The sequence below is a fragment of the Allobosea sp. OAE752 genome, assembly GCF_050433265.1.
Taxonomy (GTDB): domain Bacteria; phylum Pseudomonadota; class Alphaproteobacteria; order Rhizobiales; family Beijerinckiaceae; genus Allobosea; species Allobosea spartocytisi.
Window position 1 is genome coordinate 38001 of record NZ_JBNPXO010000002.1, and the last position, 16010, is coordinate 54010.

At 63.6% G+C, this 16010-nt stretch carries 13 protein-coding genes; all 13 read left to right on the forward strand.

The window, feature by feature from the left end; all coding sequences use genetic code 11:
* Position 1 precedes the first annotated feature (1 nt).
* Positions 2-1015: a glycosyltransferase family 2 protein gene (locus tag GGC47_RS04985; protein WP_142021596.1), complete on the forward strand. Its 1014-nt coding sequence runs from the start codon at positions 2-4 to the stop codon at positions 1013-1015.
* Positions 1012-2424, forward strand: coding sequence for an O-antigen ligase family protein (locus GGC47_RS04990; protein ID WP_142021597.1), 1413 nt, complete (start codon positions 1012-1014; stop codon positions 2422-2424). The genes GGC47_RS04985 and GGC47_RS04990 overlap by 4 nt, the downstream gene beginning before the upstream one ends.
* Before the next feature lie 38 nt (positions 2425-2462).
* Complete coding sequence (locus tag GGC47_RS04995) at positions 2463-4298, forward strand: tyrosine-protein kinase family protein (RefSeq protein WP_142021598.1); 1836 nt, start codon at positions 2463-2465, stop codon at positions 4296-4298.
* Positions 4299-4349: 51 nt separating this feature from the next.
* Positions 4350-5204, forward strand: coding sequence for a glycosyltransferase family protein (locus tag GGC47_RS05000; RefSeq protein ID WP_051987551.1), 855 nt, complete (start codon positions 4350-4352; stop codon positions 5202-5204).
* 2 nt (positions 5205-5206) lie between these two features.
* The gene (locus tag GGC47_RS05005; protein ID WP_142021599.1) at positions 5207-5857 is read left to right on the forward strand and encodes a PIG-L deacetylase family protein; all 651 of its coding nucleotides are present in this window, start codon (positions 5207-5209) and stop codon (positions 5855-5857) included.
* Positions 5858-5877: 20 nt separating this feature from the next.
* Positions 5878-7332 (forward strand): lipopolysaccharide biosynthesis protein, encoded by a 1455-nt coding sequence (locus tag GGC47_RS05010; protein ID WP_185747922.1) that lies wholly within the window; start codon positions 5878-5880, stop codon positions 7330-7332.
* A 188-nt stretch (positions 7333-7520) separates the two neighbouring features.
* Positions 7521-8090, forward strand: a complete 570-nt coding sequence (gene rfbC, locus GGC47_RS05015) for a dTDP-4-dehydrorhamnose 3,5-epimerase (RefSeq protein ID WP_142021601.1) — start codon at positions 7521-7523, stop codon at positions 8088-8090.
* 36 nt (positions 8091-8126) lie between these two features.
* Entirely contained in the window at positions 8127-9455 is a 1329-nt protein-coding gene (locus tag GGC47_RS05020; RefSeq protein WP_142021602.1) for an NAD(P)H-dependent oxidoreductase, read from the forward strand.
* A 93-nt stretch (positions 9456-9548) separates the two neighbouring features.
* Positions 9549-10703, forward strand: a complete 1155-nt coding sequence (gene rfbG / locus GGC47_RS05025; RefSeq protein WP_142021603.1) for a CDP-glucose 4,6-dehydratase — start codon at positions 9549-9551, stop codon at positions 10701-10703.
* A gap of 37 nt (positions 10704-10740) precedes the next feature.
* Entirely contained in the window at positions 10741-12081 is a 1341-nt protein-coding gene (locus tag GGC47_RS05030; RefSeq protein ID WP_429067141.1) for a protoporphyrinogen/coproporphyrinogen oxidase, read from the forward strand.
* The gene (locus GGC47_RS05035) at positions 12078-13538 is read left to right on the forward strand and encodes a polysaccharide pyruvyl transferase family protein (RefSeq protein WP_370954438.1); all 1461 of its coding nucleotides are present in this window, start codon (positions 12078-12080) and stop codon (positions 13536-13538) included. The genes GGC47_RS05030 and GGC47_RS05035 overlap by 4 nt, the downstream gene beginning before the upstream one ends.
* A complete protein-coding gene (locus GGC47_RS05040; protein ID WP_051987549.1) occupies positions 13535-14557 on the forward strand; it encodes a glycosyltransferase family 2 protein in 1023 nt (340 codons plus the stop codon). The genes GGC47_RS05035 and GGC47_RS05040 overlap by 4 nt, the downstream gene beginning before the upstream one ends.
* A gap of 595 nt (positions 14558-15152) precedes the next feature.
* Positions 15153-15941, forward strand: coding sequence for a LuxR C-terminal-related transcriptional regulator (locus GGC47_RS05045; RefSeq protein ID WP_081925167.1), 789 nt, complete (start codon positions 15153-15155; stop codon positions 15939-15941).
* The last annotated feature ends 69 nt before the right edge of the window (positions 15942-16010 follow it).

Genomic DNA, 16010 nt, shown 5'->3' on the forward strand with positions numbered 1-16010 from the left:
AATGATCGACGTCACCGTCATCGTTCCGACGCATAACCGCCGGCGCATCCTGCCTCAGGCGGTCCATTCCATTCTGCGCCAGCAGGGCGTCTCGATCGAGCTCATCGCGGTCGACGATGGCTCGACCGACGAAACGGGCGCCTGGCTGGATCGGCTCGCCGCCGGCGATGCCAGAGTGAGGGTCGTGCACCACGCGCAGCCGCGTTTCATCTCGGGCGCGCGCAACGCCGGCATCGCCCAGGCGGCCGGGCGCTGGGTCGCTTTCTGCGACGATGACGATCTCTGGGCGCCGGACAAGCTGGCGACGCAGCTTGCCGCCATGCGGGCCAGTTCGGCGCGATGGGCCTGCACCGGCATCGTCGCGGTGGACGAGGAGCTTGCGGTGATCGGGCATGGTCACGTCAAGGGCGGGGACGTTCTGGCGGGCCTGCTGGAAAGCAACGGAATCCCGACAGGGTCGACGGTGATCGCGGAACACGATCTCGTCCGGGATGTCGGTGGGTTCGATCCGGCGCTGCGCGGCTCCGAGGACTGGGATCTGTGGATCAGGCTGGCTCAGCACTCGCCGCTGGCCGCGGTCGATCGCCCCCTCGTCGCCTATCGCCTGAGCCGGCAATCGCTGTCGATGGATGTCGATCCCATGCGCGCTGGCCGCCTGGTCATCGCGGAGCGATACGCGGCGCTGGCGGCAAGGCATGGCGTCACGTCAGACGAAGCGGGACATGAACGCTACCTCGCCAAGCAACTCCTGCGGGCGGGGGCGCGGTGGCGGGCAGCGTCCATCTTCACCTCGCTCGCCGTCAGGCATGGGCGGTGGCGGGAGCTGCCGCGCGTGGCCGCCGCGCTGATGGCGCCGCGCGCGACGGACCGGATCGGACAGGCCCGGGCCGCCGCCGCGGTTCCGGCGTTGTGGCGCCAGGAGGTCGAGCTCTGGTTGCGGCCGATCCGCGAGGCAGGCCGGGCAGGCGAGCAACGCAACCCGATTTGGGCCAGAGCCAGGGAGATGGAGGCATGAAGCCGGTATCCAGCCCCGTCGATGCCATCCATGGCGGCGTGCTCCAGCACGATATCGAGCGCTCCTGGCCGACAATGTCGGTCCGCGAGGCCAATAACGAGGCGATCTGGCGGCTGCTGCGTGCCGTCGTGTTCGGCGTCCTGCTGGTCCGGGCCTCTTCCGACCCGATCTTCAACCTGCTGGGAGGCGATTCCGGCGCCGCCTCGATGGGGGTCGGAGCGCTCTTCAACGTGGTCGCGATCGCGGTCGCGGTCGTGCTTCTCGCGCAGACGCCGCTGCGGGCGCCGTTCCCCGTCCTCGCGATCTGGGGTCCGTTCCTGCTGATCGCCTTCGGCTCGACGCTCTACGCGCCGGATTTCAAGGCAGCGGTGCGGCTCGCCTCCGTCCTGCTGACCTATTGGGCGTTCTTCGCGATGCCGTTCTTCCTGTTGCGTTCGTCGCTGGACGTCACGCGGTTCGTTCTCGTGGTGATCGCCTCGTCGATACCGCCCTCGCTCTATGCCTTCGTGGATATCGCGCGCGGATTGTCCAATTTCAGCGAGTTTCGTTTGCAGAGCACGTTCTCGCATCCGAACATCTACGCGTTCTATCTCGTGCTGCAGGTGGGCCTTGCGCTCTATGTCCGGGCCTCCCGGATCCTGCGCGTGCCGCCGCTCATTCGCACGCTGGTGACGCTCTACATCCCGGCCCTGATCTTCTTTCTGCTGCTGACCAAGACGCGCAGCGCCTGGGGAGCGTGCGGGCTGATGTGCCTGGTGTACGCGGTCAAGATCGATCGCCGTTTTCTTCTGGCCCTGCTGCTGGTGCCGGTGCTGTTCGTCGGGAATCCGAGCCTCAGGGAAAGGCTGGCGGACGTCACCGCGGCGACGGAAGTCGACAACTTCTCGCAGCTGAATGATGACAACCGGCTGAATTCCTATGTCTGGCGGCAGGCGTTGTGGGAGTCCGCCATTCCGGTCGTGCTGGAACGACCGCTGCTGGGCCATGGGCTGGAGTCGTTCAAGCCGGCGACGCCGAGCTTCTTTTCGCTGATCGGCCCGCAAGGCATCGACGGCCATAACTTCTATCTGCAGGCCAGTTTCGAGATGGGGCTGCTCGGCCTGCTTGCGCTCATCTGGCTGCTCGGCTGCGTGGCTTATCGCCTCGTCAAGGGGCTGCGGCGCGATCCGCCCGGACTCCTGATCATCCTGTGCATCCTGGCGACCTATCTGCTCGAGTCGTATTCGGACAACATGCACTTCTACCTGTCGTTCAACTGGTACTTCTGGTTCGTCATGGGCACGATCTGTGCCTGGCTCTACAAGGACGAGGCTGTCGCGACGCCCGTCCGTCCCGGCCACGGGGGCGCCTGGCGGCCGGAAGGCCGGCATGGGACCGGCGCGACCGGACGAACCGACCACGTCGCCTAAGCATCTCGCCACGGCAGTGGATTCCGCTTCGCCCGCCTGTGAATGGCGGGCTCGCAGCCCCATCGCATTTCGCGGCCATCCATCCGGCGATTTTGCGTCCCGATCGAGTGCTTAGACGCAGGAACGGGGCGGGGTACCCGGCGTTTTCTCTGTGTAGGTCACTGCAGGCGCAGCGCGCCGGGTGGGGAGGGGACGGAAGGCCGGCGATCCGGCCCCGTGACGACGCGACCGCGCCGGCCAGAGGCCTCTCCTCATCCTCGTGTCTGCCATCCCGAACCGGGCGCCGGAAACGGGCCCCTTTTCGATTGAAAGACATGCTGGACACGATAAGCCATCCGCAGGTCGTCCATAGCACGGAGAGGCTCGAGAGCCGGATCAACGTGCGGCCACGACCGTCCTTCGGCCTGGGAAGCCTCCGGAGCCGCAAGCGGCTGCTGGGCATCGGCACGCTGGCCTGCCTGGCGCTCGCCGCGCTCTATGTCGGGGTGCGCCCGACGACCTACACGGCATCCAGCCAATTGCTGATCTATATCAGGCAGGTCCTGACCGGCCCCGACCAGGCGATCCTTCCGGGCCGGGCCGACCTGCCGATGGTCCAGAACCAGATCGAGCTGCTGCGCTCCGGAAACGTGCTGGCGAAGGTCGTCGAGACGCTGCAGCTGACGAAGGATCCCGAATTCCTCCGTAGCCTCCGCTCATCGCCCGAGGCGCAGAAGCGCGATCCGGCTGCCACGGATACCGACGCCGCCGCGTTCCGCGCGGCCTTGGTGGCACTGAACAGCAAGCTCAGCATCCGCCAGGTCGGCACGAGCCATCTGGTCACGGTGAGCTTCCAAGCCTCGACCCCCGAGAAGGCCGCGCGCATCGTCAACAGCGTGATCCGCATCTATCTGCAGGAGCGGGCACGGGCCTCGGACGCGGCCTCGTCCAAGGCGCCGACGCTGCGCGAGATCTATCAAAGCCTCGGACCGAGCGCTCAGGTGATTTCGGAGGCTGAGCCGCCGGTCAAGTCTGATGGGCCGCCGGCGGCATTGATCCTCGTCGCCGCCGCATTGCTCGGCCTGGGTACCACGGCCGCCGTCGCCCTCCTGCTCGATGCGCTCGATGATACGATCCACGACGCGCACCAGATGGAATATGTCCTCGGCCTGGAATGCCTGGGCGTCGTGCCCCGCTTCGCGAATGTCGACAACGGGAGCGAGGATGCCGCGGCGCGGCGTCTGCTCGCGGTGGAAGGGCCGGTGCTGCGACGCGCGGCTGCGACGGTGCAGGACGCTTCGACCGGCGAGCCCCGGACGATCGGCGTGACCTCGGTCCTGCCGGGCGAGGGCGCGACGACGGTCGCGATCGGGCTGGCCATGGCGTCGGCCGCGTCGGGAAAACGTGTCCTGCTGATCGACGCCGTGCTGGACAACCCCGCGATCTCGCGCTGGGTTGCGAGCCTCTCATGCGCTCCGCCCCGGCCGGGAGCCAATCCGGAGCCCGCGGTCATCGGCGACGTCGTCAAGGTGCAGGCCGGGCTGCATGTCCTGTCGCTCGCCGAAGGATACGGCGAGGCGTCCCGCCTGATGCCTCGCGGCCTGCTGGACGACATCCTGAACGCCGCGGAAGCGTCCTACGACATGGTGATCGTCGACATGCCCTCGCTCGCATCCGGACCGCAGGTGCGCGCCGCCGCTCAATCGCTGGATGGCTTCCTGCTCGTCGTGAAATGGGGCGCAACCAAATCCGAACTGGTCCGGCAGGCTTTCCGGTCCGCCGGTCAGGCCGAGCCCAAGTTTATCGGGACGATGCTCAACATGGCCGATGAAGCGACGATGAAACGTTATGGATACAAGCGTTCTGAAGAACTGAAAGTCGTGATCGCTTCCTGACTTAAACAAATGCCGGGGCTGGGCCGCGAGCATTTACTGAAGGAGAGTATCATGAAGGTCGTACTCTTTTGCGGTGGCATGGGCATGCGGCTGCGGGGCTATGTCGACGATGTCCCGAAGCCGATGGTGCAGATCGGGTCGCGCCCCATCCTCTGGCATCTGATGAAGTACTACGCCCATTTCGGGCATAAGGATTTCATCCTCTGCCTGGGCCACAAGGGCTACGCCATCAAGGACTATTTCCTGAAGTACGACGAGTCGATCTCGAACGACTTCGTCTGGTCCCGCGGCGGCCAGAAGATCGACTTCATCAACCGGGACAGCGACGACTGGACGATCACCTTCGTGGAAACCGGTCTGCATGCGACGATCGGCGAACGCCTGAAGGCGGTCCAGCCCTATCTGCGCGGCGAGGAGTACTTCCTGGCGAATTACGGCGACGGTCTCAGCGACCTGCACCTTCCGACGATGATCGGCGAGCTGCAGCGGAGCGATGCCGTGGCCTCGCTGCTGCTGGTGCAGCCGACGGCGAGCTTCGACATCGTCAGGACGACGCCCGAGGGCAAGATCGCCGAGGTGGCGGCATTGAGCAATTCCGACATCTGGATCAATGGCGGCTTCTTCGTCTTCCGCAACGAGATCTTCGACTACATCAACCCGGGCGACGAGCTGGTGCGGGAGCCGTTCGCGCGGCTGATCCAGCGCCAGGCCTTGCTGGCGCATAAATGCACCGGATTCTGGCAGTGCATGGACACCTTCAAGGACAAGCAGCGCCTCGAGGAGCTCAACGATACCAACCCGCCTTGGAAGGTGTGGAAGGACTGCGCCACCATCTCGTATCCCGCGATGGCGCCGGTGGCTCCTGCGATCACGCCGGTCGCTCCCACGATGACGCAGGTGGCGTGACCATGCTGCGCCTGAAGCCGGATGGCGGCGCTGCGTCGCCGCTGCAGATCCTGTGTCTGGGATGTCATTCCGACGACATCGAGATCGGCTGCGGCGGAACGGTGCTGCAGATCGCGGCGGAGCGCGAGGCGGTGTTCCATTGGGTCGTCTTCAGCGCCAACGGAACCCGCGCCTCGGAAGCGGAGAACGGGGCAAGGCAATTCGTCGACCCCGCCCGCATGAAGCGGGTCATCCTGAAGGATTTCCAGGACGGCTACATGCCGTTCGTCGGAGCCGACATCAAGAACGTCTTCGAGGAGCTGAAGCGAGAGGTCTCGCCGGACATCATCTTCACCCACAACCGTCACGATTCGCATCAGGACCACCGGCTGATCGCCGAGCTGACCTGGAACACGTTTCGCAGCCATCTGATCCTGGAATACGAGATTCCAAAATATGACGGGGATCTCGGACAGCCGATCGTCTTCAACGCTCTTTCAGATGAAATCTGCGAAAAGAAGGTCGATCTGATCCTCGATACGTTCAAGTCCCAAGGCAACAAGCACTGGTTCGACCGCTCGACCTTCATGGCCCTGATGCGGTTGCGCGGAATGGAATGCAACGCGCCGAGTGGATACGCCGAGGCTTTCTATGCCCGGAAGCTGATGCTCTGAACCGGCAATCGAGAAACGTCATGCATGATCTGAAGGGCAGGACTGTTCGCGCCGGGCTCATCAATGTGGGCTCGCGCGGGATCGGCTTCACGGTCCGCATCGCCTCGCTCATGATCCTGGGCCGGCTGCTGACGCCCGAGGATTATGGCCTCGTCACCATGGTGACGGCGTTCACCGGCGTGCTGAACATGTTCGGTTGCTTCGGCCTGTTCCAGGCCGCGATCCAGCGCGAGGAGCTGAGCGAGGTCGAGTCGTCGTCGCTGTTCTGGCTGAACCTGATCTTCGGCGCCTTGCTGACGCTGATCGCCATCGCCGCCGCGCCGCTGGTCAGCGCGTTCTACCACGAGCCGCGCCTGCTCGAGATCATGGACGTGATCGCCTTCACCTTCATCATCACCGCCGCCGGCGTCCAGCAGGGCGTGCTGCTTCAGCGTCGCATGGCATTCGGGACCTCGGCGAAGATCGAGATCAGCTCGCTGCTGATCGCGACTGTGGTGTCGATCGGGATGGCCATGGCCGGCTATGGCTATTGGTCGATCGTCTCGATGACGATCACGCTGCCGCTGGCCACCACCATCGGCCTGTGGCTGGCGACCGGCTGGATTCCGGGCCGGCCACGGATCGCTCCCGGTATCCGCTCCATGCTGCGCTTCGGCGTCGGAACGACAGCGACCGGCTTCCTGTCCTACGTCACGAACAACATCGACAAGCTTCTGCTCGGGCGTGTCTGGGGCACGGAAGCGACCGGTCTCTACAGCCGCAGCTTCTATCTGATCAATTTCCCGACCGAGAATCTGAATGTGACGATCGGAGAGGTCGCCTTCGCGGCGCTGTCGCGGACCAAGGGCGATCTCGATCGCTTCCGGCGCTACTTCCTGAAAGGCTATTCGCTGGTGGTGACGCTGACCTTGCCGTTGACCGTCGTGTGCGGGCTCTTCGCCGACGACCTGATCCTGGTGGTCCTGGGGCCGAAATGGATTGGTGCCGTCGAGATCTTCAGGATCCTCGCTCCGACGATCCTGGTGTTCGCGATCTCGAATCCGCTGGGCTGGCTGCTCAACGCGCTCGGGCTGGTCCGGCGTGGGGTGTATATCGGGTTGTTCTCTGCCCCGCTGATGATCGCGGGCGTGCTGATCGGGCTTCCTTACGGGCCGCACGGCGTCGCATTGGCCTATTCGACCGTCATGGTGCTCAAGGTCATCCCGATCACGATCTGGGCGCTGCGCGGGACCGGGATTCGATACCGCGAGTTCGTCGGGGCGCTGGCGAACCCTCTGGCCGCGAGCGTGGTCGCGGGCGGGTTCGCCTATGCGGTGCATGCGCTCACGGCGCCGGCGCTGTCGCCGGTGCTGCGCCTCATGCTGGATGTGGGCTCGTTCGGCGTGGCCTATGTTGCGGCGCTGCTCCTGATCGCGGGCGAGAAGGCTCTGTATCTCGACCTCTTCCGCGCATTGAGAACCGCGCCTTCCGCCTGACGCGCGCCCCGCGAAATCCACCCGCTCCCAATGCCGTGAAGCATAGAGCCCGCAGGCCGGCCTGATGCCGTTGCGGCATCTGTCTGATATTCAAAGCAATATTCTGGTTTGCCGCGATCTTGCGCCGGAACTCGGGCGCTCCGACGAGCATTGTTCAGGTATAGGGTCACGAATTTCAGAGGTGGGGGATGCACTTCTCCAAGACCAGCGTCGAGGGAGCCATGGTCATCGACCCCGCTCCACATGTCGATGCGCGGGGCCGCTTCATGCGGGCCTGGTGCCTACAGGAATTCGCCGAGCAGGGCATCGCGTTCGAGCCCGTTCAGGCCAATATGGGGATCAGCACGAAGCGCGGCACGATCCGCGGCATGCATTTCCAGGAAGCGCCCGACGGGGAGGCGAAGCTGGTGCGCTGCACGCGTGGAGCGATGTTCGACGTCGTCCTCGACATGCGGCGGGATTCACCGAGCTACGGGGCCTGGTGCGGCGTGAAGCTCAGCGGCGACAATGGCCGCATGCTCTATTTGCCCGAGGGCTGCGCGCATGGCTACCAGACGCTCGAGCCGGATACCGAGATGCACTACATGACCTCGGCCTTCTACACGCCCGGCGCCGCCAGGGGCGTTCGCTTCGACGACCCGGCCTTCGGCATCGTGTGGCCTTTGGCCGTGACCGAAATTTCCGAACAGGACCGTAACTGGCCGCCGGCGCTGATCGTGCCTGGCCATGTCGAGGCAGATGCGCGCCTGATGGCGTGATCGTCTTCGCAGGCGCTATCGGAGGGGAACCAAGCTATGGCTGTCGATACCGTATTGCGGGAGCGCGAGGCGGCGGGTCGTCCGATCCGCGTGGGAATGGTCGGAGCGGGTGCCACCGGGCGCGCGATCGCTCTCCAGCTCGGCACGCCGGTGCCTGGAATGCGGCTGGTCGCGATCGCCAACCGGACGCTCGAGAATGGCGAGCGGGCCTTTCGCGAGGCGAATATTCACGGCTGGACCCGCGTCTCGACGGTGCGGGAGGCCGACCGGGCCATCGAGGACGGCGTCCCCGTTCTGACGGACGACCCGGCCGTTCTGACCGCTTGCAGGGCCATCGACATCGTCCTGGAGGTGACCGGAACGGTCGAGGCGGGCGCCGCGGTGGTTCTCGATGCGATCGCACATCGCAAGCATGTGGTGATGGTCAATGCCGAGCTCGACTCGCTGATCGGGCCCATCCTGAACGAGCGGGCCCGCGAGGCCGGCGTCGTGCTGACCAATACCGACGGCGACGAGCCCGGCGTCGCCATGACGCTGCTGCGCTATCTGCGGACGCTGGGGCTCAAGCCCGTCGCCGCCGGCAACATCAAGGGCATGGTCGATTACTACCGCAATCCCGACACGCAGAGGGCATTCGCCGAGAAGAACGACCAGGACCCGCGCAAGGTCACGTCCTTCGCCGATGCCACGAAGCTGTCGATGGAAACGACGGTACTGGCCAATGCGACGGGCTTCCATGCGGGCCGTCGCGGCATGTACGGGCCGGCTTGCAAGGATGTTCGGGAGATCGCGGAGCGCCTGCCGGCGCAGGCGATGCTCGAAACGGGGCTGGTGGACTATGCCTTGGGCGCTGCGCCCCACACCGGAGCCTTCGTCATCATCCATGAGGAGGCGCCGCTGAAGCAGGCGCAGCTCGCCTATTACAAGCTCGGAGACGGGCCGTTCTACGTCTTCTACACGCCGTTCCACCTGCCGCATCTGCAGATCGCCTCGACCATCGGGCGCGCGGTCATCCAGCACGATCCGACCGTGGCGCCGCTGGCGGGGCCGGTCTGCGAGGTCGTCACGATGGCGAAGCGCGATCTCAAGGCCGGCGAGCGGCTCGACGGCATCGGCGGGTTCTGCGCCTACGGCCTGATCGAGAACGCGGCCGATGCGCGCGCCGCCGACGCCTTGCCGATCGGCCTGTCCGAGAACTGTGTCCTGCGACGCGACAAGAAGAAGGACGAGGTGGTTTCGTTCGGCGACGTTGTGCTGCCGGCGGGGCGGCGGGCGGACGTGCTCTGGCGCGAGCAGCAACTGCGGTGGCCGATGCGCGAAGCGGAAGCTTCGCCGCAGCGCGTCCTCGTCGAGGCGGTCTCGTGACATGCACAGCCGCGGTGGAAACAGGCTTTCACGTGCGGCCGGATGCAGTCCGGGACGGCCGGGTCATTTCATCGATATGGGGCTAGGTCGGCCATGCTGAACCGTTCCTTCTGGCAGAACCGCAAGGTCTTCGTCACCGGCCATACCGGCTTCAAGGGCAGCTGGCTGTCGCTGTGGCTGCACGCGCTCGGTGCCGATGTGACGGGCTATGCGCTCGAGCCGCCGTCGGAGCCGAGCCTCTTCGAGCAGGCGAGGGTCGGCGAGTGCGTCCGCTCGATCCGCGGCGACGTCCGGGACTTCGCGCATCTGGAGTCCGCGCTCGCTGCATGCAATCCCGACGTGGTCATCCACATGGCCGCCCAGTCCGTGGTCCGCTACGGCTATGACGAGCCGGTCGAGACCTATGCGACCAATGTGATGGGGACCGTCCATCTGTTCGAGGCGGTGCGCCAGCTCGGGCGCCCCTGCGTCGTGGTCAATGTCACCAGCGACAAATGCTACGAGAACCAGGAGTGGGTCTGGGGCTATCGCGAGAGCGACCCGATGGGCGGGCATGACCCGTATTCCAACTCCAAGGGTTGCGCGGAGCTGGTGACCGGCGCCTATCGCGACTCCTATTTTCCGCCGGCTGCGCTGTCCAAGCATGGCGTCGCGCTGGCGAGCGTGCGTGCGGGCAACGCCATCGGGGGCGGCGACTGGACCGCCAACCAGCTCATTCCGGATCTGGTCCGCGCCTTCCTGGGCCGCCGGCCCTGCCGCATCCGCAGCCCCGCCGCGATCAGGCCCTGGCAGTTCGTGCTGATGCCGCTGCACGGCTATCTGCTGCTGTGCGAGCGGCTCGCCGAGGACGGAGCCCGCTTCGCCTCGGGCTGGAATTTCGGGCCGGCGGAGACGGATGCCAGGCCGGTGTCGTGGATCGTCGACAAGCTCGTGTCGCTGTGGGGCGAAGGCGCATCCTGGACGCTGGATGGCGCAGCGCATCCGGTCGAGGCGCAATTGCTGCGCCTCGACACCTCGAAGGCGAGGGCGGGCCTCGACTGGCACCCGGTTCTGCAGCTCGACCAGAGCCTGGCTTGGATCGTCGAATGGTACCACGCCTTCCAGGCGGGGAACGATCTCCAGTCCCTCACGCGGCGACAGATCGAGCGCTACGAATATCTGCTGCAGGACCATGCGGAGCGGAACGCTTCAGGAGCGCGGCCGAAGGCGGCGGCTCCGGCGCCTCTGCTCCCGATGGCCGAAGGCTGATTCCGCAACGGTGCCACAGCTCAGGGAACGCGCATCCATGTCGAACGTCGTCGTACTTGGAACTGGAATGGCTGGCTTCGGTGCGGCGCACCGACTCCGGGAGGAGGGCATCACGCCCGTCATGTACGACAAGAATTCGTATTATGGCGGCCATACGATGTCGTTTCGTCACGAGCCGGGCTTCACCTTCGATATCGGGCCGCACATCTCCTTCACCAAGGACGAGCGCATCCAGGAGCTGTTCGCCGACAGCGTCGATCAGCTTTACGAAACCATCCAGATCAACCTGAACAACTACTGGCGGGGCTACTGGCCGCAGCATCCGGTCCAGCTTCACCTGCATGGCCTGCCGGAGGAGGTGATCGTGAAGGTGATCGCCGATTTCGTGGAGGAGCGGCAAAAACCGGAGGGGCCGATCAACAACTACAATGACTGGCTGGTCGCCAGCTTCGGCTCGACCTTCGCCGAGCTCTTCCCGAAGCAGTATACGCGCAAATACCATCTCACGACGGCCGAGAACATGAGCACCGACTGGTTGGGGCCGCGAATCTACCGGCCGACGCTGGAGGAAGTGCTGCGCGGGGCGATTTCCGCCTCATCGCCGAACATCCATTACATCACGCATTTCCGCTACCCGAAGCAGGGCGGCTTCGTGTCCTATCTGCGGGACTTCGTGCCGAAGGGAAACATCAAGCTCAATCACGAGCTGACATCGATCGATCCCTGGATCAACGAGATCGAATTCTCTAACGGCATCCGGACCCGCTACGACGCGCTGATATCGTCGGTGCCGCTCCCGGATCTCATCCGCATGATCAAGGGCGTGCCGGCCGACGTGCTGGAAGCCTCGCGCAAGCTCGCCTGCTCGTCCTGCGTGCTGGTCAATCTCGGGGTGGACCGCGCGGATATCTCCAGCGCGCATATGTCGTATTTCTACGACGAGGACATCTGCTTCACGCGCCTCGGCTTCCCGCACATGCTCTCCGAGGACAATGCCCCGAAGGGTATGGGAAGCATCCAGGCGGAAGTCTATTTCTCCGACAAGTACAAGCCCTTCACGGGCAAGCCCGAGGACTGGATCCAGCCGGTCATCGACGATTTGCGCCGCTGCGGGCTGCTGCACGACGGCGACCAGGTCGTGTTCAAGACGGCAATGTATCTGCCCTACGCCAATATCATCTTCGATCTCGATCGCGCCGCCGCCCTCAAGACGGTTCACGGCTATCTCGACGAGATCGGGATCGCCTACTGCGGCCGCTATGGCGACTGGGGCTACATGTGGACCGACGAGAGCTTCAAGAGCGGCGAGGCGGCGGCGGAGGCCGTCCTGTCGCGTTCCGCGGCGCTCGACGTCCGCCAGAGGGCGCGTATTGCATGAGCGGCAAGATCGACATCGATGTTCGCGCCGGCGAGCCCGTCGATCTGTCCGGGTCCGGGCTGCAGGAGTTTTGTGTCAGTTCGGTGGCCACCGGCTCCTCCAAGCCCAGCCGGGTCGGGCTCCTGGCCCATTGCGGCACGGGCAATCTGGGCGACGAGGCCTCCATCACGGCGGTGCTCGACAACATCACGCTCCGGTCGCCCGGCGTGTCGGTCGTCGGCCTGTCGATGGACCCCGAAGACACCACGCGCCGGCTCGGAATTCCCTGCTATGCGATGCGTCAGCGGGTTTTCCCGTTCCAGCGGGAATGGTCGTCGGCATCGCACCCCGTGGGTCCGGGCGGGTTCGCGGGGAGGCTGAAGGCGACCGTCAAGAAAACGGGGCCGCTGTTCCACATCGCCAATGCGCTGAGGCATGCGCTGGTCGTATGGCCCTCGCAGTTCTTCCGCGAAATCATGTTTCTGCTGCGTTCGCTGCTTCTGGTCTGGGAGCTCGACATGCTCATCATCGCCGGGGGCGGACAGCTTCTGGACTGGGGCGGCCCCTGGGCGTTTCCCTACACGCTGTTCAAATGGGTCCTTCTCGCCAAATGCGCCAACGTCAAATGCATCTTCGTGAACAACGGCGCGGGTCCGCTGGATTCCTCCCTGAGTCGCTGGTTCATCCGGCGCACGCTTGCCATGGCCGACTATGTGTCCCTGCGCGACGGCGCGTCGGGCGACTTGCTGCGGAAGATCGGCTTTCGCGGCAAGATGAAGGTCGTTGCCGACGCGGTGTGGGGCCTTCGGCTGCCGGAGCGGCCGGCGAAGGAGCCGGTCATGCCGAGCACTCAGCTCGTGATCGGCGTCGGGCCGATGGCCTATGGCGATTCAAAGCGGCACTGGGTCAATGACGATCAGGGCTATCGACGGCTGATCGACAACCTCGCTGCGTTCTGCGGCCAGATGCTGGCGCGCGGGCATCGGATCAGGCTCTTCAGCAGCGATATCTGGTTCGATTCCCAGGCGATCGCCGATCTCGACGCCGCCATCCGGCAGAGCTTTCCCGCGCTGGCGCCGGATCGTGTTACGCGGGAAACGGTCGAGAGCATCGCCGACATGCTGACGGCGCTCTCCCATGTGGATTTTTACGTCACCTGCCGCTTTCACGGTGTCGTGTTCGCGTCGTTGCAGACCGTGCCGACCATCGCGCTTGCACCCCATCCCAAGGTCACCACCCTGATGGAAAGCCTGGGCTTGTCGGATTACTGCGTCGATATTGCCCGCTGCGACGCGGAGGATCTGGTCGCCAGAGCCGATCGGCTGATTGCCGACAGGGACGGAATCAAGGCGCGCATCGGTGTGCGCGCCGCACAGTTCAAGTCGCAGCTCAATCTGCAGTTCAACGCCTTGTTCCTGGCGAATGAGAAAACTTGCGCCGAGGGAACGAGATATTCTCAAGAGGGGGCCCTGAGATGAACGCGCAAACCGGTCCGTTGGTCAGCGTCGTGACACCCGTCTACAATGGCGCGGAATTCCTCAGGGAATGCATCGAAAGCGTGCTGTCCCAAACCTATCGGAATTGGGAATACATCATCGTCAACAACGCCAGCACTGACGGCACTCTCGAAATCGCCGAGGAGTATTGCCGGCGGGACAGCCGCATCCGCGTCGTCAGCAACGAGACGCTGCTGCCGATCATCGCCAATCACAACAGGGCTTTCGGCCTCATCTCGAAGCAGAGCAAATATTGCAAGGTCGTTTCGGGCGACGACTGGATCTATCCGGAATGCCTCGAGAAGATGGTCGCTCTCGCCGAAGCCCATCCATCCGTCGGTATCGTCGGCGCATACCAGCTCAGCGGCGGCGCGGGCATCTGGTACGTTCGGAATGTCGGCCTGCCCTACGCGCAGACGGTCGTCCCAGGGCGAGAGGTCTGTCGGGCCCATTTGCTCGGTACGCTGAGGGTATTGGGAAACCCGTCATCGGTCATGTATCGATCCGATCTGATCCGAAATTCCGACGAATTCTTTCCGAATCCGACGCATGAGGCGGATATCAGCGCGTGCCTCAAGCATTTGCGCTATGAAGATTTCGGCTTCGTGCACCAGATCCTGGGCCATGAACGGATTCATCGCCAGACTGCGACGGCTGTTTCGCTCGAAAACAATGCCTATGTCTCGGCGGAAATCAGCGACTGCCAAGAATATGGCGGCTGGTATCTGACCAAGCAAGAGCTCGAAACACGGGTCGACGAGCTGCTCGACCAGTATTACGCCTATCTCTCCTCCAGCGCGTTCAAGTTCCGGGACAGGAAATTCTGGAATTACCACGCCGGACGGCTGCGGGACCTCGGGCACCGATTCGACGGGCGGAAGCTTTCGATGGGAATTGCCAGAAAGGCGATGGATCTGATCCTGAACCCAAAGGGAACGGTTCAGATTCTGAGCAAACGAATTCGCCTGCATTACATGTTCAAGGGAGTTCGTGCGCCGTAAATCGACAGGACTCAGCGATACTTTCTTCGTATTCGGTCGCGCTTTAAGTCCACCTCGTTCGCTGAGATCGAGCCGACGTCGCTGGCTGTCGCCAGCTGACGTTAAGGATGGCAGGCCGGAAGCCGTTCTGGAATGGCTAACGGATCGTTAATTGACTTGCCGGCGAGACTTTTTTGGATAACAATCCCTTACGTAGATGCCGATGGATGGATCGCCTGTCGATCCGTTGCCTAGTCTGCCTTATGGCGCGCTGATGAGATGCCGCGCCTTATGCCTGCGCTAATCGCTATGTCTGACGATCTTTCATGCTCGTATCTGGCGTCTTATGTCTCCGTATCTCGCGGAGCTGTATCATTTTTTACTCTGAGTTCGATCGTATTAACTGGTATTAAAGGGTTTCTTTATTGGGGTTTCTGCGTGATATTTCTGCGTAAATGAATGCAGTGTGGTCGGCGATATGTGACGAGAGGAGGTTTCGAGACAAATTCCAAATGAGACTTCGGTCTCATCATCTTAACAAGAAACAAGAATGGTAAGCAGATTTACCGGGGGCGTCAGTTTGAGTTGTGTTTGCCCTTTCGGCGGGAGGTTTCAAATGAGGGAGAGCAAAGCCTTCGGGATCGTTCTCATAGGGAAATATTCTCTGATGCGAGAGGGGGTTCATCGCGTTCTTCAAGAAAACAACTTTCGTATCATCGACTCGATCTCCGGAATCGACCAGCTGAGCGGTAAGTCTCGTGTCCAGAACAGCCTTTTTCTTGTCGTCTACACCAACGACGCTTTCGATCTCATCATCGGAGAAATCGAGCTTGTGAGGGATCGGTATCCGGATGCGCATATCGCGGTCGTCGCCGATCGCTATGGACCGGCTGAGCTCGCGGCGGTCTTCAAAGCCGGCGCCAGCGGTTACCTCGTCAACACCAATTCCTGCGATGCCTTCGTCAAATCCATCGAACTGGTGATGCTGGGCGAAACGGTCTTCCCGCCGACATTCCCTTCCGCGGTTCCCGCCGCAAAAAAGCCCCGCCGCCCTAAGGCCGGTCCCGCCGCGGGCGAGGATGACAGGGCGTCTCCCAGCTCTCCCCCGGATGAAACGGTCGCATCGCTGCTGTCGCCACGGGAAATGGGGATCGTCAGCTGCCTGGTCGATGGGGATTCCAACAAATCCATCGCGCGCAAGATCGGCATCGCCGAAGCCACGGTGAAGGCCCATGTCAAAGCGATCCTGCGCAAGATCCGGGTCCAGAATCGAACCCAGGCCGCGATCTGGGGAATGAACAACGCGCTGCTGCTGCAACCGGCCAACAACAATGCCCGGGCGGCCTCCGCCAGCGCCGGCAAGAGACTTCCGGATTCCGCTGCCGGTGTCGGCGCCTATCAATAGCGAAAAGGCCGGACGGGGGCGATGTGACATCGGCCTTGCCCGGCTCGACATCGTCGCGCCCTTCGCATT

Bases quoted from the DNA above. Each gene is read 5' to 3' on its own strand.
- rfbG (WP_142021603.1), top strand. From the start codon at position 9,549: ATGCTGAACCGTTCCTTCTGGCAGAACCGCAAGGTCTTCGTCACCGGC.
- GGC47_RS04990 (WP_142021597.1), top strand. From the start codon at position 1,012: ATGAAGCCGGTATCCAGCCCCGTCGATGCCATCCATGGCGGCGTGCTC.
- GGC47_RS05005 (WP_142021599.1), top strand. From the start codon at position 5,207: ATGCTGCGCCTGAAGCCGGATGGCGGCGCTGCGTCGCCGCTGCAGATC.
- GGC47_RS05010 (WP_185747922.1), top strand. From the start codon at position 5,878: ATGCATGATCTGAAGGGCAGGACTGTTCGCGCCGGGCTCATCAATGTG.
- rfbC (WP_142021601.1), top strand. From the start codon at position 7,521: ATGCACTTCTCCAAGACCAGCGTCGAGGGAGCCATGGTCATCGACCCC.
- GGC47_RS05000 (WP_051987551.1), top strand. From the start codon at position 4,350: ATGAAGGTCGTACTCTTTTGCGGTGGCATGGGCATGCGGCTGCGGGGC.
- GGC47_RS05040 (WP_051987549.1), top strand. From the start codon at position 13,535: ATGAACGCGCAAACCGGTCCGTTGGTCAGCGTCGTGACACCCGTCTAC.
- GGC47_RS05045 (WP_081925167.1), top strand. From the start codon at position 15,153: ATGAGGGAGAGCAAAGCCTTCGGGATCGTTCTCATAGGGAAATATTCT.
- GGC47_RS05030 (WP_429067141.1), top strand. From the start codon at position 10,741: ATGTCGAACGTCGTCGTACTTGGAACTGGAATGGCTGGCTTCGGTGCG.
- GGC47_RS05035 (WP_370954438.1), top strand. From the start codon at position 12,078: ATGAGCGGCAAGATCGACATCGATGTTCGCGCCGGCGAGCCCGTCGAT.
- GGC47_RS05020 (WP_142021602.1), top strand. From the start codon at position 8,127: ATGGCTGTCGATACCGTATTGCGGGAGCGCGAGGCGGCGGGTCGTCCG.
- GGC47_RS04985 (WP_142021596.1), top strand. From the start codon at position 2: ATGATCGACGTCACCGTCATCGTTCCGACGCATAACCGCCGGCGCATC.